Raw genomic sequence first — 25,632 nt, forward strand, 5'->3', positions numbered from 1 at the left:
GGAAAAGCCCATTGCGCAAGCGCGCGCCTGCACAAACAAGCCTTGTCCGAATGTGTCCGCTGGCGGACGATGACGCGATGCAGACCTCTCCCGATTCCGTGCCCGCCAGCGATACCGACAACCCCACTTGCGTGGTGAACTGCGCGGTCTACGGCCCCGACGGGAAGCGCGACATCCTGCTCGACGACATCAGCGACGTGCTCGGCGTCGACGACGGCAGCTTCGTCTGGATCGGGCTGTTCGAGCCGGAAGCCGATGTACTGGCACAGCTGCAGGCCGAGTTCTGCCTGCACGATCTGGCGATCGAGGACGCCGGCAAGGCGCACCAGCGGCCGAAGATCGAGGCCTACGGCGATTCGCTGTTCATCGTCGCCAACACCGCGCAGGCGATCGACGAGCGCATCGCCTACGGCGAGACCCATATCTTCCTCGGCGCACGCTATCTGGTGACCGTGCGCCACGGGGCGTCGCTGTCGTATGCGCCGGCGCGGCAGCGCGTCGAACGCGAACCCGAACTGCTGGCGATGGGCGCACCGGCGGCGCTGTACGCCGTGCTGGACGCGATCGTCGACAACTATCTGCCGATCGTCGACGACTTCAAGGCGACGCTCAACGCACTCGAAAACGACATCATCAGCGAGCAGTTCCATCGCGGCATCGTGATCCGGCTCTACCAGCTCAAACGCGAACTGACCTATATGCGCGTCGCGGTGACGCCGCTGCAGGACGTGCTTTCGCAACTGGTGCGCAGCAGCAGCCCGTTGATTCCGAATGAAGCCAAGCTCTACATCCGCGACGTGCTCGACCACTCGGTGCGCATCAACGAGACCATCGACGCGATCCGCGACATCCTCGGCACCGCGCTCGGCGTCAACCAGGCGCTGGTGACCCTGACCCAGGGCGAGATCGTCAAGAAGCTGGGCGCCTGGGCCGCCCTGCTGGCTGCGCCGACGCTGATCACCAGCTGGTACGGCATGAACTTCCACGACATGCCCGAGCTCGACGAGCGCTATGCGTATCCGCTGCTGATCGGCGGCGTGGGCGTGGTGATGATCGTGCTCTACCGGATGTTCAAGAAGGCGCGCTGGCTGTAGCCACGTGCCTGGCGCCTCAAGCCGGCCAGAAGCGCACGAACAGCTCGCGGATCGCCAGACCACCGCCACCGATCAGGATGGCGAAATAGACCATCGTCAGCACGTTGGCGACATGGCCCAGCAATACCATCAGACCGTCGCGCTGCAGCAGGCCCATCGCCAGGCACATCAGGGCGACGCCGGGAATCGTGTTGCTGAAGGGAATGAAGCCGAACGGCGCCATCAGCAGCACCGCGCCGAGCACCAGCGCGCTGTCGTTGACCAGTCCCATCGCGCGGCCATCGGTCAACCGCGACAGGCGTCCGGGCTTCGTGATGCGTTCCAGACGGCGGACCCAGGTCAGGCCTGTATCGAGCGCGCCGCGCAGGCGGCCTGCCGGTACCGTGCGACGACGTACCGCGCCCGGCAGCCACAGCGCGCGCCCGGCCATGCGGGCGAAACCGATCAGCACGATCACCGCGCCGAACACGGTGCTGACACCCGGGATCGACACCGGAATCAGGAACACCAGGGTCAGCAGGATCACCAGCAGCAGCATGCCCTGCGTGCCGAGTTCATCGACCAGCGGGCCGACCTGCACGTCGCCGTCAGGCAGCCGCGCGATCAACGACAGCAGCTGCTCGCGCAGTGACGCGCCGGCGGGCGGCGTCACGTCGAAGCCGGTTGGGCAGGCGGAATGGTCACAGATGGGTTCACGTCAGATCCAAGCAGGGCACCGAAGGCATCAAGCGCGTCCATGCCGACCACATCAGTGGCCAGCAGCGGGACTTCCTGCAGCGGCAACGCCGGCAGAGCCTCGCGCAGCGCCAGCAGATGCACCGCTTCCTGCCGATGCCGGGTGGCGAGGAACGGCCCGGCATTGTGCGGTGAGCGCTTGTTGACCACCAGTCCGGCGACATCGATGCCGGCGCGTGCGAGCTGCGCCTGCAGCTCGATCGTCTCCAGCACCGGAAGACGCTCGGCAGCCAACACGATGAAGAACGCCGTGCACTGCGCATCGGCCAGGACATTGCGCAGGTGTTCGAAACGATGGCGGCGCCGGTGCAGCAGGCTGCGGATCGCCTGGTCGCGATCGGCCGGCGTGGCCGAGGGCGTCTCGCCGCCCAGTGCACGCCCGCCGATGCCGTCGTCCCGACCGAGATTGCGCAGCGCGGCGCCGAAGCGTTCGCTCTTGGCCTGCCGTTTCAGCAGGCCCTCGGTCCAGGCGCTCAGCATTTCAGGCAACGCCATCAGCCGCGCCGTATGGCCTGAGGGCGCGGTATCGAAGACCAGCAGGTCGTAGCTGTGCAATCCGTCGTGGACCAGCTCGGCGATGCGCTCCAGCAGCGCCGCTTCATGCATGCCGGGCGCATCCTGCGACAGGGCTAGATGCCGGCCGACTTCTCCTGCCAGATGCGGCGGCATCAGCCGGCGCAAAGCATCACCCACCTGCTGGAGATGCGCGGCGACGGTCGCGTCGGGATCGATCTCGATCGCGTCCAGACGCTCGGTCAAGGTGCGCGGCTCGGGGCCGACATCGCATTGCCACAGATGGCCCAGGTTGTGGGCCGGGTCGGTCGACACCAGCAGCACGCGGCGGCCCGCACGCGCCTGCGACAACGCGAGCGCCGAGGCCACCGAGGTCTTGCCCACCCCACCCTTGCCACCCACGAACACCACGCGTCGCGCCGCGGTGGTGCTCAGCAGCATGAAATATGGTCCAGCGGCGAGCGCTCCAGGCCCATCCTGCGGTGCCAGTCGTGGAAGCGCTCGTACATCGCCGGCATCAGTTCGAGCGTGTAGTAACCGACCGGATTGGGCACGCCCAGCGATTCGGAGAACACCATCAGCATGAAGAGGTCCTCCTCGTCACGCTGCGCGCGGGCGAAGGTGCGGCGGTACGGCGTCATGTAGAACTCGCGCAGGCCCGCCGAGAGACGGGCGAGCGCGGTAGGCGCCGCAGGTGCGCCCGGATCGGTCACGCGTCGGCGGCCCCATCACGGACTTCGCGGCCCTGACGCATCGCGACGGCAGCCTCGAAGGCCACCCACACCGCCGCGATCAGGATCACGATGTCCATGGCCAGCAGCAGCCACTTGCCGTCGTTGTAGAACGTGCCCAACTGCACGACCAGTGCGTAGACCGACATGATCATCAGGAACACCATCGGGATGCCGGTCAGCCAGGGATTGCGGCCCTTGCGGATCAGGATGACGGTGATGATCGCCAGGGTCAGCGCCGCGAGCAGCTGGTTGGTGGTGCCGAACAACGGCCAGATCACCATGCCGCCGCTGCCGCCACTGCCCGCGCCGAACGCGAGTGCCAGACACACGGCCAGGGCGATCACGGTGCCGAGGATCGTGCCGACCTTGAAGCCCGCCAGCTCGGCCGCTTCCTGCACGACATAGCGCTGCAGGCGCAGGCCGGTGTCCATGGTGGTGGCGGCGAACAGGATCGCCATCGTCGCCAGCAGCGTGGCGCCGAGATTCTCCGGCAGACCCAGGCCTGCGGTGATCAGCGCTTCGCCGCCGTTGACGAAGGCGGTGACGTTGCCACCGCCGAAGCTGCTGTAGACCGTCTGCCAGTCGACCAGGGTCGCGAAGCCCGCGGTGCAGCAGATGATGGCCGCCAGCGACAGCATGCCCTCGCCGACCGCGCCGAAGTAGCCGACGAAGCGCGCGTCGGTTTCCTTGTCGAGCTGCTTGGAGGTGGTACCGGAGGCGACCATGCCGTGGAAGCCGGAGATCGCGCCGCAGGCGATGGTGACGAACAGCAGCGGGACGATGCTCGGCGTGCCCGCGGGCACGGCCGTGTTGAAGGCCGGCGCGACGATCGTCGGCGAGGCGATCAGCACCGCGGCATAGAGGATGCCCAGGCCGATGAACAGCTGCAGGCCGTTGATGTAGTCGCGCGGCTGCAGCAGCACCCACACCGGCAGCAGCGAGGCGATGCCGGCGTAGGTGAACAGCAGCACGATCCAGGTGGAATTCGCATTCATGCCCAGCACCGTCTCGGGCAGCACGACCGGGTACATGCTGCCGAGCCAGATCAGCGCATACAGCACCACGACGCCGATGATCGACGGCCACAGCAGGCCCATCTTGAAGCGGTAGATGGCCTGGCCGATGAGCAACGCCACCACGATCGCGCCCCAGACCGGGATCACCGAGGTCGGCGTGGACACCAGCAGATTCGAGATCACGACCGCGAACGCGGCGTTGACCATCAGCAGCAGCAGGAAGATGACGACCAGGAACAGGTTGCGGCCGCGGCGGCCGATGTAGCTGCCGCTGAGCATGCCCATCGACTGGCCCTTGTTGCGCACGCTGGCCCACAGCGCGCCGAAGTCGTGCATGCCGGCAAAGAACACCGTGCCGAACACCACCCAGAGGAACGCGGGGCCCCAGCCCCAGATGACCGCGATCGCGGGACCGACGATCGGCGCCGCACCAGCCACCGAGGTGAAATGATGGCCCCACAGCACGAACTTGTTGGTCGGCACGTAGTCCACGCCGTCGCGCATGGTGTGCGCGGGCGTCGGGAAATCGGCATCGAGCCGGTAGATCTTTTCGGCAATGAACTTCGAATAGAAGAAGTAGCCGAGCGCCATGATCGTCAGGCCAACGACCAACAATACGATCGCATTCATCTGTGACATCCCCTTGCCGTGTGCGGTGAAACGACCGCCGTGCGGGGAGGATCGCCGCTGGCGCCTGCGGAGGGAAGGCCCCGAGGGCCGATATCACCCGCGGCTACGACTAAAGTCTGAGCCCGAGGCCGCCACTGGGCCCGGATCGGCGCCGGCTCGATACGGCGCAGGCGTTCTCACTCCAGACGCGCCCGGCACGGTGTTGGACGTGAATGCACACAGACGGACGCGATCGTGACCTGCTGCATCTGCAGGCCACAGGTCAGGTCCTCAAGCGCCGGCCATCACCCGCAGGATCTGTCCGACGAAGTACGCGATCAGCGTGCCGGTGGCATAACCGACCGTGCCCAGCAGCACGCCTACCGGCGCCAATGACGGATGGAAGGCCGCGGCGATCACCGGTGCAGACGCGGCAGCGCCGACGTTGCCCATCGAACCGACGCCGACGTAGAACATCGGTGCGCGCACCAGCCGCGCCGCGCCCCAGATCACCAGCACGTGCACGGCCATCCAGATCGCGCCGATGGCGAGCAGTTCCGGCCGGTCGGCGAGCTTGAGGAAATCCATCTGCATGCCGATGCAGGCGATCAGGAAGTACAGGAAGACGGTGCCGATCTTCGAAGCGCCCGCACTTTCGAGCCGACGCGCGCGAGTGAAGCTGAGCAGCAATCCGGCGAGTGTGGCGATCACCACCACCCAGACGAACGCGGAGTCGAGACTGAAGCGCGCCGCCCAGTCGTAACGCGCGAACCACGCGGCCAGCGGGTTGGAAATCGCATGCGCCAGCCCGACCAGGCCGAAGGCCACCGCGACGATGATCATCAGATCGGTCAGCGTCGGGATGCGGGCGTTCTCGGATTCAAAGGCCGCGATCCTTGCCTTCATCTCGTCGATGGCGCGGGTGTCGGCGCCCGAGCGCGCGTCGATCTGCGCCGAGCGGTTGGCGACGAACAGCAGCGTCGCCATCAGCGCACTGGCCATCGCGACGTCGACGACCGCGAACTGGCCGAACAGCGTGGCATCGACCTCGTAGACCTCGCGCATCGCGACCATGTTCGCGCCGCCGCCGATCCAGCTGCCGGCGAGCGCCGCCATGCCTTTCCAGGTATCGCCGGCGACCGCGGCAGGCCACACCCATTCCATCAGCTGGAACGACACGATCGCGCCGAGCACGATGCCGACGGTGCCAGCGACATAGACGAACACCAGCTTCGGCCCCAGCCTGATGATGCCCTTGAGGTCGATCGACAGCGTCAGCAGCACCAGAGCGGCCGGCAGCAGCACCCGGCTGGCGATCGGGTTGTAGAGGCTGTTGGTCTCGCCGTCGATCAGGCCGACGGTGTTGTAGAACGCCGGGACGAAGTAGCACAGCAGCAATGCCGGCACCCAGGTGAAGAACTTTTTCCAGAACGGCGTCGGCCCGCTAGCCAGCCAGAAAATCACGCCGAGGGTCGCGGCCAGCAGTCCGAACAGGACGATGTCGCTGGTGATCAGCGCGGTGGAGATGTCGAGCGATTCGGGCGCCATCGAGGCGGTCTCCAGTTGGGATGCTTGGGCGCGATGCAGAACGGCCGGCTTGCGCCGGCCGTTCCTCGGACGTCCCGGTTATTCGCCGATGTGCTGCTTGAGCCAGGCGTTGACCGTGTCATGCCACAGCACGCTGTTGTGCGGCTGAAGCACCCAGTGATTCTCGTCGGGGAAGACCAGCAGTTTCGACTCGACGCCCTTGCGCTGCAGCGCGGTGAACGACGACAGGCTCTGGTCGACAGGCACCCGGAAGTCGTTCTGCCCGGCGACCACCAGCGTGGGGGTCACCCACTTCTCGATATGCCGCGCCGGATTGAACTTCTCGTAGGCACGCGGATTGGCTGCCACGGTGCCGCCGAACTCCCATTCGGTGAACCACAGTTCCTCGGTCACCAGCCCCATGGAGCGCGTGTCGAACACGCCGTTGTGATTGACGAGGCACTTGAAGGGCGCGTTGCCGCGCCGGTCGAACCAGTTGCCGGCAAGCCAGTTGACCATGTAGCCGCCGTAGCTCGCGCCGAGCGCGCAGGCGCGGTCGCCGTCGAGGAACGCGTACTGCTGCTGCGCGGCCGCCCAGCCCTTCTGCAGATCCTCGAGCGGCTTGCCGCCCCAGTCGCCGCTGATGGCATCGGTGAACGCCTGACCGTAGCCGGTCGAGCCGTGGAAATCGATCATCACCACCGCATAGCCCTGCCCCGCATACGTCTGCGGATTCCAGCGGTAGCTCCAGCCGTTGCCGAAGCTGCCCTGCGGACCGCCGTGTATCAGGAACGCGACCGGATAGGTCTGGCCTTCCTGGTAGTTCCACGGCTTGACCACGTAGCCGTAGACGGTCTCGTTGCCGGCGCCCTTGAAGGAAAACTGCTCGTAGTCGCCGAACGCGACACCAGGCAGACGCTCGGCCGTAGTGGGCGTGATCTGGCGCAGCTGCGTGTCGGCGCCCAGCGACTGCAGCGAGCCGGTATAGAGCGTATCGCCGCTCTGGATCGTGTTGCGGGTCAGCGCGACGGTGTCGCCGGCAATCGCGAACGAGGAGATCGAACCGTCGGCGATGAGCTTCGTCACGTCACCGCTGGCGACATCGACGCGGAACAGCGGATATTCGCCGGTGTCCTGCGCGGCGACGTAGAGCGCGCTGCCATCGGCGGACGGCGTGACGCTGCTCGGCGAGCGATCCCACTGCGGCGCGATCTCGCGCGTCTGGCCGCTGGCGACGTCCATCGCCATCAACGCGTAGCGATCGGCCTCGAAGCCCGGGCGCTTCATCGCGCGATAGAACAGCGTCGCGCCGTCCTCACTGAAGACCGGGCCGCTATCCCAGGCCGGATTGGCGCTGGTGAGGTTCACCGGCGCTGCCTCGCCGGCGGCGTCGATGCGGTAGAGATCGAAGTTGGTCGACCACGGCGCCTCGCGCCCGGCCACCTTGACGCTCGCGACGACCGAGCGGCCGTCCGGCGCCCAGGTGTAGTCATCGGCGCCGCCGAAGGGCTTGGACGGGATGTCGCCTTCCAGTTCATGACCCAGCGCGCGCGCCGTCGTGACCGCGCGTGCGCGCGCAGCCGGCAGGTCGGCCACGAACAGGCGGCTCATCGTGCCGTCCTTCCAGGTGTCCCAGAGACGCACGAACAGCTGGTCGTAGACCACGCCGCTGGTCTTGGCGTCCTTGTTCTCAGCGAGCTTCTGCTTCGTGCACGCGAGATCCGCAGCGCAGTCGCCGAAGGTGTCGGCGCTGAACGCGACGCGCGCACCATCGGGCGCCACCTGGTAGCTGCCGATGTCGACCGCGACGTCGGTCAGCTGCCGCGGGGTGCCGCCGGCCAGCGGTATCGAGAACAGCTGCGCGCTGCCGTTCTTGCTGCTGAGGAAGTAGACGGTCTGGCCGTCGGCCGACAGCGTCGGCGAGTTCACGTTCCAACCCGCCGGCGTCAGCCGCTTGGGCGGCGCCATGTCGCGGGTCAGCAGGTTGCGCGTGTACAGCGCGGTCTCGGCCTTGCCCGAATCGAAGTCCAGCGTGCGCTGGGCGAACACCAGCTGGCGACCGTCGGCGGTCAGCAGCGGCGCGGAGACACGGTCCAGCTGGACCAGATCGCGAACGTCGAGCCCGCGCGCGGCCTCACGCTCCTGGGCAACGGCCGGCAACGCGGCAAGCAGGCACAAAGGCAACAGCGCGAGGCGCAGGGACATGGCAGGGCTCCGTACAAAGAGCCCGAATGGTAGGCCGGCGCCGCGATGCTGGCAAAGCGGCGCCGGCGTCCCTCACTGCGCGGCGCGTTCGCCGCCCAGATGCGTGGCCAGGAAGTCGAGCAGCTTGGTGTAGTAAGTGCGGCGGTTCTCCGGCTTGTAGAAGCCGTGGCCCTCGTTGGCGACGTAGAGCGTCTCCACCGGCACATTGGCTGCGCGCAGCGCGCGTTCCATGCTGCGGGTGTGGCCGACCGGCGCGACTTCGTCCTTGCCGCCTGCCACCAGCAGGACGGGGCTCCGGATCTGCGCCGCGCGCTGGGTCGGCGACGCGGCCGCCAGCGCCTGCGCGTCCGCGCCGACCCACTCGTCGAACCAGGTCCGCATCCAGGCAGCGCCGCGACGGTCGTCGTTGCGCATCATCGGCAGGTCGTAGACGCCGACATAGCCGGCGGCGCATCGATACATCTCCGGCTCGCGCGCCGCGCCCATCATCGCCGCGTACGCGCCATAGCTGCCGCCGTAAATGCAGATACGGTCCTGCGTGGTGTGCCCCTGTTCGATCGCCCAGCGGGTCGCATCGGTCAGGTCGTCCTGCATCTTGCCGCCCCACTCCCGGGCGCCAGCCTGCATGAAACTTCGGCCATATCCCCCGGATCCACGGTAGTTCACCTGCAGGACTGCGTAGCCGGCTTTCGCGAGCAACTGCGTTTCCGGATCGAACGCCCAGGCGTCCGAAATGCCGAACGGCCCGCCATGCGGCACCACGACGAGCGGCAGCGGTTGTCCGGCAGGCGCACCAGCGGGACGGGTCAGATACCCGTGGACGGTGAGGCCGTCACGTGCGCGGATCGCCACGGGCGCCATGGGGCTCATCTGCTCGGGATCGATCCCGGCGCGACGTGCCAGCACAAAATCGGCCTTCTTCTCGCGTGCGTCGTAGGTGTAGAAACTCCCGGGGTCACGATCGCTGGTGGCGAGCAGGAGCTTGGTGTTGGCGTCACGCGTCGACGAGGCGACACCGATCTCGTGACCGGGAAATGCCTGTTCGAACATGCGGAACAGGCGCGCGTCGTCCGATTCGGGCTCGAAAAATGCCATCCGTGGCGCCGCGCCCGGATAGCGCACGCCGATCGCGACCTCGGTGCCGGGCCGGTAGAGGATCTCCGGGTCGACGGCTTCGTCGCGCAGCAGTTCCCGTCGGTCGCGGGAGGCGATATCCATCGCGACAATCGCGTCCGGACCCGATGGCTGGGTGACCTGCAGATAGGCGGTGGTGCCGTCCTGCGAAAACCCGACCGGATACTCGATCCGGCCGGACGTGCCCTGGTGGTTCAGCAGCTCCCAGTCGGCGCCGCGGTTGGCGCGGTAATACAGCTGGCTCAGGTTGTCGCTGCGCGAACCGACCGCGAAGCGGACCTCGCCCTGGTGATCGGTCACGAACCGCGCCTGGTTCACCGGCACTGTGGCGACCGTGACGCGACGGCCGCTGTAGACATCCATCCGGTCGACACGGGTGAACGGATCTCCACCGAACGGCGAGACGGCCACCAGCACGTTGCGCGGATCATCCGGCAGCATGTCGATGGGCCACGCGAACACGCGCTCTTCTTTCGGACCGCTGCGGATGTTGGTGCCGAGCCCGGAGTTCTGCACGCGATAGCCGACCAGCAACTGGGCGCGCGAGCCGTCGGCATTCATCGCATAGAGTTCGCCGGTGGAGGCCGGATAGTCACGCATGCCCAAGCGCTGGGCGAGACCGAACATCAGGCGGTCCTCCTTCGCCCACCAGAAATCGGCAATGTGCGTATTTGCCGGCAACTGGAAACTGCCGACGACGCTGCGGTCGCTCCGGTTGAGGATGGCGATCACCGAGCGGTCCTCGGCCGGCAGGGTCGCCGCGAGAAAACGCCCGTCGGGTGAAATCTTCAGATCGAGGATGCCTTCATCCTGGATGAAGGGCGTCAGGTCGACCTGCGCATGCAGGGCGGGCGCGCCCAGGCAGGACAACGCGATACACACAGACAGCAGTCCCTTGCGGACCATACGAACTCCCGGTTTCCATTCCGTACCCCGACCATCGAAGACGCTCTCCCCGAGCACGGCGGCCTCCATCCTATCCATGGGGGTGCCACCGGAAAACCCCGTCGCGCGGGCCCACGCGGAATTCCGCCTCGACCCTATACTCGCGCCTTCGCCCGCCCGGATCACGGCATTGAGCGCTGTCACCGCTTCTGCCGCCGCGCCGCACGCAGACTTTCTGGGCCACCCCAAAGGTGTCTTCGTCTGCTTCTTCACCGAGATGTGGGAGCGCTTCTCGTTCTACGGAATGAAGGCGCTTCTGCTGCTCTACATCCTCAAGTACCACCTGTTCGGCGACGACGCCGGCTTCGATCTGCTCGGCGCCTACGGCGGTCTGGTGTACGCGGTGCCGGTGATCGGCGGCCTGCTGGCCGACCGCTATCTGGGGATGCGCAAGGCGGTGGTGCTGGGCGGCGTGCTGCTGGTGCTCGGCCATCTGGGCATGGCCTACGAAGGCGAGCAGGCGCGCATCGTCGATGGCATCGTGGTGCGCGACGAAGGCGCGCTGCAGGTGTTTTACCTGTCGCTTGCGCTGATCATCATGGGCGTCGGGTTCCTGAAGCCGAACATCTCGACGATTGTCGGCAAGCTGTACGCACCCGAGGATCCGCGTCGCGATTCCGGGTTCACGCTGTTCTATGCCGGCATCAACGTCGGCGCGCTGTTCGCGAGTCTGGTGTGCGCGTTCCTGGGCGAGACCTACGGCTGGAAGTACGGCTTCGGCGCGGCCGGTATCGGCATGATCGCCGGGCTGATCGTCTTCATCTGGGGCCAGAAGTATCTCTACGGACTCGCCGAGCCGAATGACCCGGCAAAGCTGCGCGAACGCGTCGGCCCGCTGTCGCGCGAGTGGTGGATCTACGCCGGCAGTGTCGCCGGCGCGCTGCTGGTCTGGCAGCTGATCCAGCGCACCTGGACCGTGCACGGCGCGATGCATCTGATCGCGGCAGCGCTCGCGGTGTGGTTCATCTGGTTCCTCGTGCGCCACTGCACGAAATTCGAACGCCAGCAGATGCTGGCGCTGGTGCTGCTGATCATTGGCGTGCTGATCTTCTTCACTCTCTACGAGCAGACCTACGGTTCATGGGTCACGTTCACCGACCGCATGCTGACCAACGATCTGTTCGGCCTGACGCCCGGCGATTACCAGCCAGGCATTCCCTGGGCGATCTTCGCGCTCGTCAGCAGCCCGGTCCTGATGGTCACCGCGCTGCGCGCCAGCGATCGCGGCAACGGCGGGCTGGCGAAGACGGCGGTCATCGCGATGGTCGTCGCGCTGGCGATCGCGCTGGTCCACGACGTGGTGCTGGTGCCGCAGACCGCGGGCTCGCTGACCTTTCTCGGCGCGTTCTTCATCGTCGTGCTGGCGCCGATCTTCTCGTGGCTGTGGCCGTGGCTGGACCGCCGCGGGCTCAACCCGAGCAAGCCGGCGAAGATGGCGATCGGCCTGGTGTTCGCCGGCCTCGCCTTCGTGCCGCTGATGCTGGCTGCGCAATCGGCCGGCAGCGGCGTGCTCGCCAGCGTGTGGTGGCTGGTGCTGGCGTACTTCCTGCTGGAACTGGGCGAGATGTGCCTGTCGCCGATCGGCCTGTCGGCGGTGACCCAGCTGTCGGTCGCGCGCGTCGTCGGCCTGATGATGGGCGCGTTCTGGCTGGCGACCGCGTACTCGGAAGTGCTGGCCGCGCAGTTCGGCAAGCTGACCTCGATGGAGGTGCTCGAGGGCGAGACCTTCGACATGGCGGTCGCGGCCACCCGTTACGGCGATCTGTTCCAGCTGATGCTGTGGATCGGCGTCGGCTCCGGCATCGCCTACTTTGTGCTCTCGCCCCTGGTGCGGCGCTGGATGCACGGGGTGCGCTGAGGCGGCACCCGGCGCGCGTTCGCGACGTCGTTCCCTGAAATGCAGAACCCCCGATCGCTCGGGGGTTCGTGCACTACATTACGCGACGCGAAGTCCGATCAGAACGGGATGTCGTCGTCCGAGAAATCGTCCATCGGCGCGGGACGCTGCTGCTGCGGCGCCGACTGGCGCGACGGCGCGGGGCCACGCTGCTGCGGGGCATCGCCGCCACCGCCGCCGCCGGCCGCACGCTGCGGACGATTGCCGCGCTCGTAATTGCCGCCGCCACCGCCTCCACCACCGCCGTCACCACGACCGCCGAGCATCTGCATCTCGTTGGCGACGATGTCGGTCGTGTACTTCTCCACACCGTCCTGGCCGGTGTACTTGTCGTAGCGGATCTCGCCTTCGACATAGCACTGGCTGCCCTTGCGCAAGTACTCGCCAGCGATCTCGCCGAGCTTGCCGAAGAACACCACGCGGTGCCATTCGGTGCGCTCCTGCTTGTTGCCATCCTTGTCGTTGCGCACGCTGGTCGTGGCCAGGCTGATGCGGGTCACGGCCATGCCGCCCTGGGTGTACTTGGTGTCGGGGTCGTTGCCGAGATTGCCGACCAGGATGACTTTGTTGACGCCGCGGGCCATGGGAATTCCTTGGATTGCACCGGCTTGCGGGCCGGCGTGATGGATTTCGACATCACAGTATAAAGCGCCCTGCCCCTGCCGTCCGGGCGGTCCGCATGCAGCGATGGGTGGCATCCGCACGCCGCCGTCGGGCGTTGCCTATAATTCCGGGTCTGCCTGTCCCGGATTCTGCATGAACAACGTCGCCCTCCCGGCCGCCCGCCTCGACCTGCCGGCGATCCAGGCCCTCGCCGCCGGCGACATGGCGGCCATCGACGCCTTGATCCGCGACCGGCTGGCCTCCGACGTGGTGCTGATCAACCAGGTTGCCGAACACATCGTCTCGGCGGGCGGCAAGCGCCTGCGGCCGATGCTGGTGATGCTGGCCGGCCGCGCCACCGGCACCATCGGCGCCGAGCACCACCAGCTGGCGGCGATCGTCGAGTTCATCCACACCTCGACCCTGCTGCACGACGACGTGGTCGACGAATCCGACCTGCGCCGCGGCCGCAGCACCGCCAACGCGATCTGGGGCAACGCGGCCAGCGTGCTGGTCGGCGATTTCCTGTACTCGCGCAGCTTCCAGCTGATGGTCGAACTCGACCGCATGCCGGTGATGCGCATCCTCGCCGACACCACCAACCGCATTGCCGAGGGCGAGGTGCTGCAACTGCTGCACGTGCGCAACCCGGATACCGACGAGGCCGCCTACCTCAACGTCATCGAGCGCAAGACCGCGGTGCTGTTCGCCGCCGGCACGAAGCTCGGCGCACTGGCGTCCGGCGCGGACGCGGCCACGCAACAGGCGCTCTACGACTACGGCATGCAGTTGGGCTACGCGTTCCAGATCGCTGACGACGTGCTCGACTATTCGGGCGACGCCGACGCGCTGGGCAAGAACCTCGGCGACGATCTCGCCGAAGGCAAGGCCACGCTGCCGCTGATCCACGCGATGGCGCAGGCCACGCCCGAGCTGCGCGCGCGTCTGCGCACCATCGTCGAAACCGGCGATACCGATGCGCTGCCCGAAGTGCTGGCCGCGATCGACGCCGCCGGCAGCCTCGACTACAGCCGCGCCCGCGCACTCGCATACGCCGAAGCAGCCGAACGCGCGCTTGTCGCACTCGGCGACAACGACGCCGTCGCCGCACTGCGGGGACTTGCGCGCTACGCGGTCGAACGCGGGCACTGATCAACTCGTGTTTCCCGGGCGCGTGTCCTGATCGCAGCGCCTTTCATCCTGCCTGTAGGAGCGCGCTCGCGCGCGATGGCGCTTTACCGGGACAGCCACTCGCGCGCAAGCGCGCTCCTACAGGTGTGCGGATGCAGGCACACAAACGCGCTGAAGGCCTCGGGTTCACAGGGTGCTCGACTGATCGCAGTCGACCATCCAACCAGGATCAATACCGTTCAGCGATCGAGATCGAAGGCCCATCGCCACGCGCACAGCATTCTCGCCATCCATTCCTGTAGGAGCGCGCTCGCGCGCGATGGGGCTTTACCGGGACTGCCACTCGCGCGCGAGCGCTCTTACCGGAGTACGGCTGCGGCGGTGATGAGTACGCCCGCGATCAGCGCCAGCAGGATCGCCACCCCGCCTGACCGCGCGAGGTTGACCGTCCAGCCGAGCGCCTTCGGATATTTCGGCACCAAGATGCGGCTGTCACCAGCCGCGCGATAGAGGCCCAGCCAGCGCGGGCCGATCCAGTGGACGGGGTCCGCCCATGCACGTGCATTGCGCTCACGCTCTTCCATGCCGTTCCCACGTTTCGTCCAGGAACTCCAGCGTGCGGGACCTCGTCCGCTCGGGTGACCCGGTGCGACGAACGCGGGTCTGCGCCGGACGAATCGCCGCTGCCGCCGACACGCTGGCCGTCAGGCGATGCCGATGCCCGGAATCGCCGTGATCGCATCCGGATCGAAGCCGCCCAGTGCGGCGACGTGCCGCCCGCGCGCGGTGTAGTCGCGGTACGCACCGAAGCTGGGCGCGCCGGGCGACAGCAGCAGCACGCCCTCGCCGTCCAGCGTTGCGCGCGCCTGTGCGATCGCCGACTCGAGATCATCGGCCGCGGACAACTGGAAGCCGGCGTCACGTGCGACCGGTGCCAGCAGATCGAAGATGCGCGGCCCGTTCTGACCCATGGTCACGATCGCGTGCGGTGCGCCCGTGCGCATCGCGTCGGCGAACGCCTGCCAGTCGAGACCGCGGTCGTGGCCGCCGACCAGCAACGCGACGCGTTGATCGCGATAGACATCGAGCGCGGCGAGACTTGCGTGCGGCGTCGTGCTGATCGAATCGTTGACCCACAGCACGCCATCGCGCGTGCCCAGCGGCTGCAGGCGATGCGGCAGCGGTACGAAACCGGCGGCGGCCGCCGCCAGCGGCGCGGCGTCGATGCCCAGGGCTTCGATCGCAGTCAGCACACCGCAGAGATTGCCGCGGTTGTGCCGGCCCGGCAGCGGTAGACCGGATGTTTCCAGCACCGCCGTGTTGCCGCGGTGCAGAACGTCACCGCGCAGATGCCAGCCTTCGGGCGTGCCGAACCAGCGGATCTCGCTGTCCGGCAGCACCAGCGCGGCGAGCCGCGGGTCCTCGGCATTGAGCACGGCGATGCGCGGGCGCGCACGGGTCAACAGCGCCAGCTTGTCATCGACGTACCGCGCCTCGCTGCCGTGCCAGTCGAGATGTTCGGGAAAGATGTTGGTGACGACCGCGATATCAGGCCGCACGCCGCCGGTGGCGACATCGCCGGTCTGGTAGCTCGACAATTCGATCGCCCAGACGTCGGCCTGCGCATCGAGCAGCTCCAGCAGTGGCAGGCCGATGTTGCCGGCCAGCGCGGTCCGCAGGCCCTGCGCACGCAGCAGATGCGCGAGCAGCGCGGTGGTCGTGCTCTTGCCCTTGGTGCCGGTGACGCAGACCGTGCCGGCCGCGACTTCACCGGGCGCGGCGCGCGAAGCGAACCACAGCGCGCTGCCGCCGACGAACCGTGTGCCCTGCGCCGCGGCGGCCATCGCATGCGGCGAGTACGGGCTGATGCCGGGCGACTTCACGACAACCGCGCAAGCCGACAGCCGCGCGGCGTCGATGCCGGTGTCGCAGGTCAGCAGCGGATCGCCGAGCGTCGCCGCATCGTTGGCTTCTTCGGCGTTGCAGAACAGGATCAGCGGCAGCGCCGGCGCGCGGCTGCGGATCGCGCGCCAGGCGGCACAACCTTCGCGGCCCCAGCCCCACAACGCGACGCGGCCGCCACCCGCCGCGATTTCCTCAAGCTGCGAGATGCGCACGCAGGCGATCCCACAGCGCGTCGGGAATGCGGTGTGTGTCGTCCTCGACCATCAGCAGGCTGGCGACATCCAGTTCGTCCGCGTCGAGCTGCGGTGCAATCAGCTGCGCGAAGCGCGCGACGATCGCGTCCTCGCGCCACTCCGGGCGCTTCGCCAGCGCCGCCATCGCCGCGCGCGATTCGCGGCCTTCGCCGACGCATTCGAACGGCTTGTGGTCCCGGTACTCGAGCAAGGCGTCGTAACCCGGCACCTGCGTGGCGTCGTCGAGCAGGTTCCGCCCGAAGATCGACACCAGACGCGGCTTGGGCATGAACGGCGCGAGTGCCAGAAACACGAAGTGGCACTTCGGGCAGATACCGCACCAGCGGTTCACCGGCCGCTCGCCGAGCAGATGGAAATTGCGGTTGCAGCTCGAGAAATGCGCGTCGTAGCGATCGGTCTTCGCGAACTGGCGCGCGACCGCGAGTTCCGACAGTGGCCGCAGCAGCGAGTAGTAATTCAGGTCCGCAGCGACGCGCGCCTGCACGTGATCGCCGAACGCGCGTTCGAACGCCCAGCCTTTCGACCACTGGTGGTTCACTTCGCGCGTTTCGCCTCCCGACGCGTCCTTGATCAGGCTGCCATAGCTGGCCGAGCGCTCGTTGGAGAACACCACTTGATCCACGCCGTGCAGCACCGCGGCCAGCACGAGGATCGCCGAGTTGATCGCGGTGACCGGGATGTGCCCGTTCCACGCACCCTGGCGGTTGTACTCGAACAATTCCGGTGCGATCTGCCGACCGATGTTGAGCGTCGGCAGGCCGGTGCGCTCGGCGCAGACGCGGATCAGCTGCGAGCCGCCGATCCAGCTGACGGTCTGTTCGATGCCCAGCCCGCGCAATGCTTCGATCGACACCAGCGAATCCTTGCCGCCGCCGATGGCGACCAGCGCATGCGTCCGCAGGTCGAGCGCGGGCGCGTCTGCGCTCGCGGCCGCGTCATGCGGAAACCGGATCTTCCCGTGCAGATCCAGCCCGTTGCGATACGCGAACTCGCCGAGCCCGTGCACGTACACGTCATCGAGCAGCGCCGCGGTGTCGGCGTCGATCGCGTAGCCTTCGATGCGGATGTCCGTCGGCACCGCGGCTTTGTAATAGCTGACGCCGGCGATCAGATGCAGCAGGCGCAGCGCCTGCGTCGCGGCTTCAGCGCGCGCGGCATCGAGTTCGAACGGCGCACCCGGCACCGTCACGGTTTCGATCAGCTCCGGGCCGTCATCGAAGGCGTAGCGCAGGCGCGCGACACCGGTCGCGGCGTCGAGGTCGCAATCGATGAAGCGGAAGCTGCGGACCGAACTGCGGTCGAAGACAACACTCATTCCAGAACATCCTGCTGCGGCAGCTGCCGCAGGTTGTAGGTATTGGCCATGACGAAGCCGTAGGCGCCGGCGTCGGCGATCAGAACGGTGTCGCCTTCGCGGGTCGCGGCCGGCAGGCGGCGGCGCGTGCCGAAGACGTCGCTCGATTCGCAGATCGGCCCGACGATCTCGACCGTCGTCTCGTCCGCATCGTCGAGCCGCGTCAGGTTGTGGATGCCGTGCCAGGCGTCGTACAGCGCCGGCCGCATCAGGCTGTGCATGCCGGCATCGACACCGACGCGGCGCGTGCCGAGCTTGTCGACGACCTGGGTGACGGTGGTCAGCAGCACGCCGGCTTCGGCGACGAGGTAGCGCCCCGGTTCGATCGCCAGGCGATAGCGCGGGTATTCGGCCTTGATCGCCGCCAGGCCCGCGGCCCAGGCCGGAATGTCGAACGGCACGTCGTCGGGGCGATACGGAATCGGCAGACCGCCGCCGATGTCGATCGTGTCGACGGTGCCGACCGCATCGGCGAACCCGGCCAGTTCCGCGTAGACCTCGCGCCAGTGCGCGACGGTCTCGATGCCGCTGCCCAGATGCGCGTGGATGCCGGTGATCCGCGCATCGACCTCTTCGGCGGCAATCAGGAACGCATCGAACGCGCCGAGCGGCAGGCCGAACTTCGACGCCGCGCCGCCGGTGACGACTTTCGCGTGGTGGCCGTCACCGCGACCCAGATCGAGACGCAGCCACAGGTCGCGGCCGCGGAAGACCTCGGGCCAGTTGCGCAGCGCTTCGACATTGTCGACGGTCACCGTGACGCCGCGCGCGTACGCGGCCGCGTACTCGATACGCGGCGCAAAGCTCGGCGTGAACAGCACGCGAGACGGATCGAGATCCGGCAACACCGCGAACACGTGTTCGAGCTCGCCCTGCGATACGCATTCCAGACCGAAGCCGGCATCGACCAGGGTGCGCAGGATCGCCGGATGCGGATTGGCCTTGATCGCGAAGAAGCGGCGATCGATCGCATCCGCCGTCGACAACGCAGCGGCGCGCTCGCGCACCGTCGGCAGGTGATAGACGTAGTGCGGCCGGCCGGGCTCGGCCAGCGCCAGCAGCGATTCGCGCGCGCCCTGCCACCACTGCGGCGCGCGTTCGCGACGGCCGTGCGCGATCTCGCGCCAGCTCGGGCCGAACACTGTGTCGTCATGGACCGGCATCGCGCCGCTGTCGATCAGCTCGGCATGCAGCACCGGCAGCAGACCGTCGGCGTCGGCCTCGTCGATGACGAAGGTCAGGTTGAGATCGTTCGACGACTGCGAGATCAGGTGCACACGTTCCTTGCCGAACGTGGCCCAGACATCCGAGAGCTTGTGCAGCAGCGAACGCATGCCGCGGCCGACCAGGGTGATCGCCGCGCACGGCGCGATGACCTTGACCCGGCAGATCTCGGCCAGATCGTCGGAGAGTCGCGCCAGCACATCGGTGCTGACCAGGTTCTCGCTGGGATCCAGCGACACGGTGACGTTGGTCTCCGACGATCCGATCAGATCGACCGACAGACCGTGGCGCTTGAAGCGCTCGAACACGTCGGCGAGAAAGCCGACCTGCTGCCACATGCCGATGCCTTCCATCGACACCAGCACGATGCCGTTGCGGCGGCTGATCGCCTTGACGCCCGGCACCGGTTCGGCGCTCGCATCGATCGCGGTACCGGGCAGGTCCGGACGCTCGGTGTCGAGGATCGCCATCGGCACGCCGCCATCGCGGCAGGGCTTGATCGAACGCGGATGCAGCACCTTGGCGCCGGTGGTCGCGATCTCCTGCGCCTCGGCGTAGTCCAGCCGGGTGAGCAGGCGCGCGTCGGGCACGTCGCGCGGATTGGCGCTGAACATGCCCGGCACGTCGGTCCAGATTTCGACGCGGCGTGCGCCGAGCAGCGCACCGAAGTACGCCGCAGAGGTGTCCGAGCCACCGCGGCCGAGGATCGCCGTGCCGCCATCGCCGTGCCGGGCGATGAACCCCTGGGTCAGCAGCATCCGCGGCGCCTGCGCCGCGAACCGCGCGCGCCAGTCGCCGTCAGGTTCGCGATTGCAGTTCACCGACAGGCGCGAGGCCCAGTCGCTCTGGTTCGGCAGCGCCACCGCTTCCAGCCAGTCGCGCGCATCGCACCAGCCGAAGTCCAGGCCCTGCGCCGCGAGATAGGCCGCGCCGATCGTCGAGGACAGCAGCTCGCCCTGCCCCAGCACTTCGGCCTGCCAGTCGAGCGTGCGCGTTGCCGCGCGAGCATCGTTGGCCAGCGCCTGCAGGGCGGCGAGGCGCGCGCCGAGCACCGCATCGGCATCCAGATCGAGCTCGGCGACGAACGCGCGATGCCGGTCGACGAGCGCGGCGACGCGCACGGCCGAATCCGCGGCGCCATCGGCGATCGCGGTCAGCTCGTTGGTCACGCCCGACAGTGCAGACACCACGACCAGCACGCGTGCACCGTGCTCGTCGGCCCGGCGTTTCGCCAGCCGGCCGATGGTGTCCCAGCGGTGGCGACGCGACACCGAAGTGCCGCCGAACTTGAGCACGATCCAGCGATCGTCGGAGGGTGAGGACATCGAGGTGGGGTCTCGGATGGAGGGAGCGGCAGGCGCGGCAGGCCGATGACCATGGCCACGCGCGCGGTGACCGGCGATTCTAAAGCAACCTCCCCCCCGGATATGCCAGATGCCCAGCCGCCGCTACCTGCAACTCGACGTGTTCGCCGACCGGCCAGGGGCCGGCAACCCGCTCGGCGTGGTGGTCGATGCCGACGGGCTCGACTGCGCCGCGATGCAGGCCATCGCAAATTGGACCAACCTGTCGGAAACCATCTTCCTGCTGCCGCCCGATGCCGACGCGGATTACCGCGTGCGCATCTTCACGCCGCGCCAGGAGCTGCCCTTCGCCGGTCATCCCAGCGTCGGCGCGGCCTGGGCGGCGCTCGATCAGGGCCTGGCGACACCGCATTCCGGCGCACTGGTGCAGCAATGCGCGGCCGGTCTGCTGCCGGTGCGCATCGACAGTCGCGAGGGCCACACGCTGCCCAGCGTGCGCGCACCTCACGCCGTGCATTGCGCGTCCCCTGATGGCGCCGAGTCCCAGCTCGACGCCGTGCTGCAGGCGCTCGGCGCGACCCACCCACCGCACGCGCTGCTCGACAACGGCCCGCGCTGGTGGTGCGTGGATCTGGGCACGTCCACTGTCGTGCGGACGCTCGTGCCGCCGCTGGCGGAGATCGCAGCACTGTGTCTTGCCAGCGATGCCGTGGGCCTCGCAGTCTGCGGGCGCAGTGCGGATTCCGATCATGCGCTCGCAGTGCGCGCATTTTGCCCCGCCGATGGCATTCCCGAGGACCCGGTCACCGGTAGCGCGAATGCCGCGATCGGCGCATGGCTGTACAAGGATCAGGCCGGGGAGGGCCGCGTGGTCCGCTACGTCGCCAGCCAGGGTCGGGAGATGGGTCGCGATGGCCGCGTCGAGGTCGAAATCGACCCGGCCGGCGAGGTCTGGATCGGCGGCGCGGTGCAGGCGGTGATCCGCGGGACATTCGACTGGTGAGACCCTGCGCCGAGTCCTGCTGCGCCTGCCAGCTGACGCGCGAGCGGTGCTCGAAGCTGACGTCGCAAGACGGCGCCTGACAACGCCCGCCGCTGGCCCGGCGGGTGGCTCGCGCCGCCAATGCGCACGTACGCGCGTACGCGCCGTTTCCTGTGCTCCGCCACGCGCCGTCTGTCGGCGCTCGCGACGGACTTTGGGCAGGGGCCAAGCGGGCCGCTACACTGTCGCGCCGCACGACGCCCCCGCCATGACTTCCCGCCGTTTCGTCCAGGTGGACGTATTCGCCGACCGGCCCGGTGCCGGCAATCCACTGGCCGTGGTGCTCGATGCCGAGGGCCTCGACGATGCCACGATGCAGGCCATCGCCCGCTGGACGCGCTTGCCCGAGACCACGTTCGTGTTCCCGGCCGCGTCCGACGACGCCAGCTACGGCATCCGCATGTTCTCGCCGCGCCGCGAAGTGCCGTTCGCCGGTCATCCGAGCGTCGGCACCGCGCACGTCGTGCTCGAAGCCGGGCTCGCCACACCGCGCGATGGCCTGCTGGTGCAGGACGGCATCGCCGGCAAGCTGCCGCTGGAAGTCGTGGGCGACGGCGAAACCCGCACGATCGCCGTGCGCACGCCACGCGCGTCGGTCGTCGAGACCGCATCGGCGGAGGATCCGCGTCTGCGTGACGCACTCGCCGCGATGCCACTCGGCGACCTGCCGCCCGTGCTGATGGATGGCGGTCGCCGCTGGTGGCTGGCCGAGCTCGCGAGCGAAGCCGAGCTGCGCGCGGCGACGCCGGACTGGACTGCGATCGGCGCACTCGCCGAGGCGACCGGCAGCATGGGTCTGTGCGCATTCGCGCGCTCCAATGACCCGGTGCATCACCTCGCGGTCCGCGCCTTCGTCGGGTCGACCGGACACTTCGAGGACGCCGCCTCCGGCGCCGCGAACGCGACCCTGGCTGCATGGTTGGCCGAGCGCGATGCCCTGCCCGGCAGCGATGGCCGCTACCGCATCAGCCAGGGCCGCGAAGTCGGCCACGACGCGATCATCGAACTGCACGTCGATGGCAACGGCGATGTCTGGTCCGGTGGTCGTGTGCAGACCGTCGTGCGCGGGACGATCGACTGGCGCTGAGCGCGCTCCCACATGCAGTTCAAACACCCGCTGGATCGACATGCCTGCGGTCTTGCATGAGCTGCCCCGCATGCGTGACACCGCAGACGGCAGACATGAAAACGCCGCGCCGGTTGCCCGACGCGGCGTCATTTGCCGCACTCAGCCTTCGAGTTCGGCGTCCAGCGACAGCGGCACGGCCGAAAGCGCCTTCGACACCGGGCAGTTCTGCTTGGCGTCGTCGGCGATCTCGCGGAACTTTGCCGCGTCAATACCCGGCACCCTGGCGCGGGTCTTCAGCCGGATCGAACTGATCTGCGGACCGCCATCCATCGACAGGTCGACGTCGGCGCGCGTGTCCAGCGATTCGGGCGGAAAGCCCGCCTCGGTGAGCTTGGCCGACAGCGCCATCGTGAAGCAGCCTGCGTGCGCAGCGGCGATCAGTTCCTCGGGATTGGTGCCTTTCTCGTCGCCGAATCGGCTGCTGAACGCATAGCGTGTATCCGACATCAGACCGCTCTGCGGCGTCGACAGCGTGCCCTTGCCGGACTTCAGATCACCGGACCAGTGGGCGGTGGCGTGACGGGCAATACCCATATGCGTGCTCCTCGAGAGTTGGACCGTGAACACTAGCCCCCCATCCGTTACGCGCGCGTCCGTGTGATGCGGCGCAGCACCTGCACTCGAGAGGCGGATGCAAGATGATCCGGCCATGACGCTCTCACCGTCTCTTGCAGCCCTCCTCGCGGATGCCGTGCTCGCAGTCCATGTGGGCATTGCGGGATTCGTCGTCAGCGTGACGCTCGCCCTCCTGGTCGGCGGCCCGCTCGGTTGGCGCTGGGTACGGCGCCGCTGGCTGCGCTGGCTGCACGTCGCACTGGTGGTGGTGATCGCGCTGCAGGCCTGGCTCGGGCGTCTATGCCCGCTGACGATCTGGGAACAGTGGCTGCGCACACGCGCCGGACAGCAGACCTACAACGAATCCTTCGTCGCCTACTGGTTATCGAACGTGCTGTTTTTCGAGGCCCCGTGGTGGACATTCGTCGCCGCCTACACCGTGCTCGCCCTCGTGGTCGCCGGCGCCTGGGTGCTGTGGCCGCCGCGCCGTGGCACTTCGCGATAGACCCGGGAAACGCAAAAGCCCTGTTTTTTTGCGGTTTCCTATTGGCGCACGTGCCACGATGCCCTACATTCCGCTAGCCGGCTCGCTCGGCCCGGACAACTTAATCATCACTCGACGAGGGAACCACACGCTCATGGCAACGAAGAAGGCCCCCACCAAGAAAGCCCCGGCCAAGAAGGCTGCTGCGCCGAAGAAGGCCGCCGCCGCAAAGCCGGCAGCACCGAAGCCGATCAAGGAAGCCCTGAGCAAGTCGGGCCTGGTCGCACACATCGCCGAATCCACCGGCGTCGTGGCAAAGGACGTGCGTGCGGTGTTCGCAGCGCTCGAAGGCGCCGTGCACGGCTCGATCAGCAAGAAGGGCGCGGGTTCGTTCACGCTTCCCGGCCTGCTGAAGATCACGTCGGTCAGCGTGCCGGCCAAGCCGAAGCGCAAGGGCATCAACCCCTTCACCAAGGAAGAGCAGTGGTTCGCCGCCAAGCCCGCCTCGGTCAAGGTCAAGGTGCGCCCGCTCAAGAAGCTCAAGGACGCCGCTGCCTGATTCCAGGCGTCATGCGTCTTTCGATCGGGACGGCCTTGGCCGTCCCGATTTCGTTTGCGGACATGCCTGACGGCGAGGCCGCCAGATCGCGGCCTCGCGTGGCGACGCATCCGATGGCCGCTTCGGGATCCCAGCCGCTCTCGAGCCGTATCGAACGCGCCACCGATCCAGGGTGCTGAACGATTCGCATGCCGGCCCGAGGCGTGCACATCCGGTGAACGTCTCCCGCCGCATGCTCGGCGCCGTTTTCTCCCGACCGATGGATATCGAACGATGAGCTTCCAGGGTTTTCTCAATCATCTGCTTACCTCGCAGGCCGGCGGCAAACCCGGCAGCAGCCTGCTCAACGCGGATTTCGGCAAGGGCGCTGCCACCGGTGGCGCGCTGGGCCTGCTGCTCGGCAAGAACAGGAAGACGCGCAAGGTCGCGACGTATGGCGGCCTCGCGGCGATCGGCGTCATGGCATACAAGGCCTACGGTGATTACCAGAAGCAGCAGGCCGGTGCGTCTGTCGCGCCGCCGCAGACGGTCGATCGCCTGCCCGCGCCGCAGGTGGACATCCACAGCCAGGCGATCCTCAAGGCGCTGGTCGCCGCCGCGAAGGCCGACGGCCATATCGACGCGCGCGAGCGCGAGGTCATCGAAGGCGAGTTCAAGCGCATCGACGAAGGCGCCGACGTCCAGCGCTGGCTGCATGCGGAGCTGGAGAAGCCGCTCGATCCTGCCGAAGTCGCCAGCGCCGCGACCACGCCCGAGATCGCCTCGGAGATGTATCTGGCGAGCGTGCTCGTCGCCGACGAGACCAGCTTCATGGAACGCAGCTATCTCGACGAGCTCGCGCGCCAGCTCAAGCTCGCGCCCGAACTCAAGACGCGGCTCGAACAGGAAGTAAAGGCGAATACAGAGGAGCGCTGATCCCGCGTCGCGGGTCCGGAACGGCCTGCCCTGTGCAGGCCGTTCTGCGTTGGACAATGCGCCACGCTGACTCCGGCTTCGCGCCCGGCCTGCGACCCTGACCACATGTCAGAGTCCGATCCCACACCGAATTCCACACCACCCGTTGCGCCGGCACAGGCCCGCAAGCCGCGTCGCGACTACACACCGCAGCTACGCGCCACGCTCGGCTTCGTGTTCTGGGCTGGCTTGTTTGCCGCCGCCGGCTACTGGGCCTGGCATCAGCCGTTCATGGCGAAACCGCGCGCGATCGCCACGCTGTCCGCGGCGCCTGCGCCGGAATCGTTGCCGATGCCGGTCGACGGCGTGCGCGCCTCACGCGTGGCCGATACCTACGGCGCGCCGCGCGGCCGCGACCGCCAGCACGAAGGCGTCGACATCTTCGCGCCGCGCGGCACGCCGGTGCGCAGCACCACCGATGGGCTCGTCGTCGGCGTGCGCGACAGCGGCCTGGGCGGCAAGCAGGTCTGGGTGATGGGACCGGGACGGCAGCGTCATTACTACGCCCATCTCGATGGATTCGCGGACCTGCTGGAAGTGGGCGATCTGGTCCGGCCCGGCGATGCGTTGGGCGTCGTCGGCGACACCGGCAATGCGCGCGGCACGCCGCCGCATCTGCACTACGGTGTCTACGCCAGCGACGGCGCGTTCGATCCGCTGCCGCTGCTGCGCGCGCACGGTGCCGACAACGGCGACGCGGCGCGCTAGCATCCGCGCAATGCCGC

At 67.9% G+C, this 25,632-nt stretch carries 22 protein-coding genes; 9 read left to right on the top strand and 13 right to left on the bottom strand.

Annotated features, from left to right (window positions below):
* The first annotated feature begins 77 nt into the window (after positions 1-77).
* A complete protein-coding gene (locus tag AC3IRM_RS11595) occupies positions 78-1,094 on the top strand; it encodes a magnesium and cobalt transport protein CorA (protein ID WP_489203300.1) in 1,017 nt (338 codons plus the stop codon).
* A 16-nt stretch (positions 1,095-1,110) separates the two neighbouring features.
* Here the strand turns inward: AC3IRM_RS11595 and AC3IRM_RS11600 are convergent, their stop codons facing one another.
* The 7 genes from AC3IRM_RS11600 to AC3IRM_RS11630 form a co-directional block, all read right to left on the bottom strand.
* Positions 1,111-1,746, bottom strand: a complete 636-nt coding sequence (locus AC3IRM_RS11600; protein ID WP_489203301.1) for an exopolysaccharide biosynthesis protein — start codon at positions 1,744-1,746, stop codon at positions 1,111-1,113.
* The gene (locus tag AC3IRM_RS11605) at positions 1,743-2,783 is read right to left on the bottom strand and encodes an ArsA family ATPase (protein ID WP_489203302.1); all 1,041 of its coding nucleotides are present in this window, start codon (positions 2,781-2,783) and stop codon (positions 1,743-1,745) included. The genes AC3IRM_RS11600 and AC3IRM_RS11605 overlap by 4 nt, the downstream gene beginning before the upstream one ends.
* Positions 2,774-3,055 (bottom strand): cory-CC-star protein, encoded by a 282-nt coding sequence (locus AC3IRM_RS11610; protein ID WP_489203303.1) that lies wholly within the window; start codon positions 3,053-3,055, stop codon positions 2,774-2,776. The genes AC3IRM_RS11605 and AC3IRM_RS11610 overlap by 10 nt, the downstream gene beginning before the upstream one ends.
* Positions 3,052-4,722, bottom strand: a complete 1,671-nt coding sequence (locus tag AC3IRM_RS11615; RefSeq protein ID WP_489203304.1) for a carbon starvation CstA family protein — start codon at positions 4,720-4,722, stop codon at positions 3,052-3,054. Before AC3IRM_RS11615 ends, AC3IRM_RS11610 begins: the two co-directional genes overlap by 4 nt.
* 270 nt (positions 4,723-4,992) lie before the next feature.
* Positions 4,993-6,249 (bottom strand): DUF819 family protein, encoded by a 1,257-nt coding sequence (locus tag AC3IRM_RS11620; protein WP_489203305.1) that lies wholly within the window; start codon positions 6,247-6,249, stop codon positions 4,993-4,995.
* Between the two features lie 78 nt (positions 6,250-6,327).
* The gene (locus AC3IRM_RS11625) at positions 6,328-8,433 is read right to left on the bottom strand and encodes a dipeptidyl-peptidase 5 (protein ID WP_489203306.1); all 2,106 of its coding nucleotides are present in this window, start codon (positions 8,431-8,433) and stop codon (positions 6,328-6,330) included.
* Between the two features lie 72 nt (positions 8,434-8,505).
* The gene (locus tag AC3IRM_RS11630) at positions 8,506-10,473 is read right to left on the bottom strand and encodes a S9 family peptidase (RefSeq protein WP_489203307.1); all 1,968 of its coding nucleotides are present in this window, start codon (positions 10,471-10,473) and stop codon (positions 8,506-8,508) included.
* A 169-nt stretch (positions 10,474-10,642) separates the two neighbouring features.
* Here AC3IRM_RS11630 and AC3IRM_RS11635 point away from each other — a divergent pair, with 169 nt between their 5' ends.
* A complete protein-coding gene (locus AC3IRM_RS11635) occupies positions 10,643-12,370 on the top strand; it encodes a peptide MFS transporter (RefSeq protein ID WP_489203308.1) in 1,728 nt (575 codons plus the stop codon).
* Positions 12,371-12,468: 98 nt separating this feature from the next.
* Here the strand turns inward: AC3IRM_RS11635 and AC3IRM_RS11640 are convergent, their stop codons facing one another.
* A complete protein-coding gene (locus tag AC3IRM_RS11640; RefSeq protein WP_489203309.1) occupies positions 12,469-12,993 on the bottom strand; it encodes a single-stranded DNA-binding protein in 525 nt (174 codons plus the stop codon).
* Between the two features lie 172 nt (positions 12,994-13,165).
* Between AC3IRM_RS11640 and AC3IRM_RS11645 the strand changes: the two genes are divergently transcribed.
* On the top strand, positions 13,166-14,164 hold the full coding sequence (locus AC3IRM_RS11645) for a polyprenyl synthetase family protein (protein ID WP_489203310.1): 999 nt from the start codon (positions 13,166-13,168) through the stop codon (positions 14,162-14,164).
* A 338-nt stretch (positions 14,165-14,502) separates the two neighbouring features.
* Here the strand turns inward: AC3IRM_RS11645 and AC3IRM_RS11650 are convergent, their stop codons facing one another.
* From AC3IRM_RS11650 to AC3IRM_RS11665, 4 genes are all read right to left on the bottom strand, one after another.
* Entirely contained in the window at positions 14,503-14,727 is a 225-nt protein-coding gene (locus AC3IRM_RS11650) for a hypothetical protein (RefSeq protein ID WP_489203311.1), read from the bottom strand.
* Positions 14,728-14,847: 120 nt separating this feature from the next.
* Complete coding sequence (gene murD / locus AC3IRM_RS11655; protein WP_489203312.1) at positions 14,848-16,260, bottom strand: UDP-N-acetylmuramoyl-L-alanine--D-glutamate ligase; 1,413 nt, start codon at positions 16,258-16,260, stop codon at positions 14,848-14,850.
* A complete protein-coding gene (gene murL / locus AC3IRM_RS11660; protein WP_489203313.1) occupies positions 16,241-17,617 on the bottom strand; it encodes a UDP-N-acetyl-alpha-D-muramoyl-L-alanyl-L-glutamate epimerase in 1,377 nt (458 codons plus the stop codon). The genes murD and murL overlap by 20 nt, the downstream gene beginning before the upstream one ends.
* On the bottom strand, positions 17,614-20,205 hold the full coding sequence (locus AC3IRM_RS11665) for a bifunctional aspartate kinase/diaminopimelate decarboxylase (RefSeq protein WP_489203314.1): 2,592 nt from the start codon (positions 20,203-20,205) through the stop codon (positions 17,614-17,616). The genes murL and AC3IRM_RS11665 overlap by 4 nt, the downstream gene beginning before the upstream one ends.
* Before the next feature lie 109 nt (positions 20,206-20,314).
* Here AC3IRM_RS11665 and AC3IRM_RS11670 point away from each other — a divergent pair, with 109 nt between their 5' ends.
* Positions 20,315-21,187 carry a PhzF family phenazine biosynthesis protein gene (locus tag AC3IRM_RS11670; RefSeq protein WP_489203315.1) on the top strand — a complete coding sequence of 291 codons (873 nt, stop codon included), beginning with the start codon at positions 20,315-20,317 and terminating at the stop codon, positions 21,185-21,187.
* A 247-nt stretch (positions 21,188-21,434) separates the two neighbouring features.
* Complete coding sequence (locus AC3IRM_RS11675; RefSeq protein ID WP_489203316.1) at positions 21,435-22,313, top strand: PhzF family phenazine biosynthesis protein; 879 nt, start codon at positions 21,435-21,437, stop codon at positions 22,311-22,313.
* Between the two features lie 141 nt (positions 22,314-22,454).
* Here the strand turns inward: AC3IRM_RS11675 and AC3IRM_RS11680 are convergent, their stop codons facing one another.
* Entirely contained in the window at positions 22,455-22,889 is a 435-nt protein-coding gene (locus AC3IRM_RS11680) for an OsmC family protein (protein ID WP_489203317.1), read from the bottom strand.
* Between the two features lie 115 nt (positions 22,890-23,004).
* Between AC3IRM_RS11680 and AC3IRM_RS11685 the strand changes: the two genes are divergently transcribed.
* The 4 genes from AC3IRM_RS11685 to AC3IRM_RS11700 all read left to right on the top strand — a co-directional run bounded on the left by AC3IRM_RS11685 (position 23,005) and on the right by AC3IRM_RS11700 (position 25,615).
* Positions 23,005-23,415 (top strand): DUF2784 domain-containing protein, encoded by a 411-nt coding sequence (locus AC3IRM_RS11685; protein ID WP_489203318.1) that lies wholly within the window; start codon positions 23,005-23,007, stop codon positions 23,413-23,415.
* 133 nt (positions 23,416-23,548) lie between these two features.
* A complete protein-coding gene (locus AC3IRM_RS11690) occupies positions 23,549-23,953 on the top strand; it encodes an HU family DNA-binding protein (protein ID WP_159678313.1) in 405 nt (134 codons plus the stop codon).
* A gap of 273 nt (positions 23,954-24,226) precedes the next feature.
* Entirely contained in the window at positions 24,227-24,868 is a 642-nt protein-coding gene (locus AC3IRM_RS11695; protein ID WP_489203319.1) for a tellurite resistance TerB family protein, read from the top strand.
* A 105-nt stretch (positions 24,869-24,973) separates the two neighbouring features.
* The gene (locus tag AC3IRM_RS11700) at positions 24,974-25,615 is read left to right on the top strand and encodes a M23 family metallopeptidase (protein WP_489203320.1); all 642 of its coding nucleotides are present in this window, start codon (positions 24,974-24,976) and stop codon (positions 25,613-25,615) included.
* Positions 25,616-25,632 lie beyond the last annotated feature (17 nt).

This window comes from Luteimonas sp. KH_071, assembly GCF_057838005.1.

Excerpts from the sequence above, each read along its gene's own strand:
- AC3IRM_RS11595 (WP_489203300.1), top strand. The coding sequence starts at position 78 with ATGCAGACCTCTCCCGATTCCGTGCCCGCCAGCGATACCGACAACCCC.
- AC3IRM_RS11605 (WP_489203302.1), bottom strand. The coding sequence starts at position 2,783 with ATGCTGCTGAGCACCACCGCGGCGCGACGCGTGGTGTTCGTGGGTGGC.
- AC3IRM_RS11615 (WP_489203304.1), bottom strand. The coding sequence starts at position 4,722 with ATGAATGCGATCGTATTGTTGGTCGTTGGCCTGACGATCATGGCGCTC.
- AC3IRM_RS11620 (WP_489203305.1), bottom strand. The coding sequence starts at position 6,249 with ATGGCGCCCGAATCGCTCGACATCTCCACCGCGCTGATCACCAGCGAC.
- AC3IRM_RS11625 (WP_489203306.1), bottom strand. The coding sequence starts at position 8,433 with ATGTCCCTGCGCCTCGCGCTGTTGCCTTTGTGCCTGCTTGCCGCGTTG.
- AC3IRM_RS11630 (WP_489203307.1), bottom strand. The coding sequence starts at position 10,473 with ATGGTCCGCAAGGGACTGCTGTCTGTGTGTATCGCGTTGTCCTGCCTG.
- AC3IRM_RS11640 (WP_489203309.1), bottom strand. The coding sequence starts at position 12,993 with ATGGCCCGCGGCGTCAACAAAGTCATCCTGGTCGGCAATCTCGGCAAC.
- AC3IRM_RS11645 (WP_489203310.1), top strand. The coding sequence starts at position 13,166 with ATGAACAACGTCGCCCTCCCGGCCGCCCGCCTCGACCTGCCGGCGATC.
- AC3IRM_RS11650 (WP_489203311.1), bottom strand. The coding sequence starts at position 14,727 with ATGGAAGAGCGTGAGCGCAATGCACGTGCATGGGCGGACCCCGTCCAC.
- murL (WP_489203313.1), bottom strand. The coding sequence starts at position 17,617 with ATGAGTGTTGTCTTCGACCGCAGTTCGGTCCGCAGCTTCCGCTTCATC.
- AC3IRM_RS11665 (WP_489203314.1), bottom strand. The coding sequence starts at position 20,205 with ATGTCCTCACCCTCCGACGATCGCTGGATCGTGCTCAAGTTCGGCGGC.
- AC3IRM_RS11670 (WP_489203315.1), top strand. The coding sequence starts at position 20,315 with ATGCCCAGCCGCCGCTACCTGCAACTCGACGTGTTCGCCGACCGGCCA.
- AC3IRM_RS11675 (WP_489203316.1), top strand. The coding sequence starts at position 21,435 with ATGACTTCCCGCCGTTTCGTCCAGGTGGACGTATTCGCCGACCGGCCC.
- AC3IRM_RS11680 (WP_489203317.1), bottom strand. The coding sequence starts at position 22,889 with ATGGGTATTGCCCGTCACGCCACCGCCCACTGGTCCGGTGATCTGAAG.
- AC3IRM_RS11685 (WP_489203318.1), top strand. The coding sequence starts at position 23,005 with ATGACGCTCTCACCGTCTCTTGCAGCCCTCCTCGCGGATGCCGTGCTC.
- AC3IRM_RS11690 (WP_159678313.1), top strand. The coding sequence starts at position 23,549 with ATGGCAACGAAGAAGGCCCCCACCAAGAAAGCCCCGGCCAAGAAGGCT.
- AC3IRM_RS11695 (WP_489203319.1), top strand. The coding sequence starts at position 24,227 with ATGAGCTTCCAGGGTTTTCTCAATCATCTGCTTACCTCGCAGGCCGGC.
- AC3IRM_RS11700 (WP_489203320.1), top strand. The coding sequence starts at position 24,974 with ATGTCAGAGTCCGATCCCACACCGAATTCCACACCACCCGTTGCGCCG.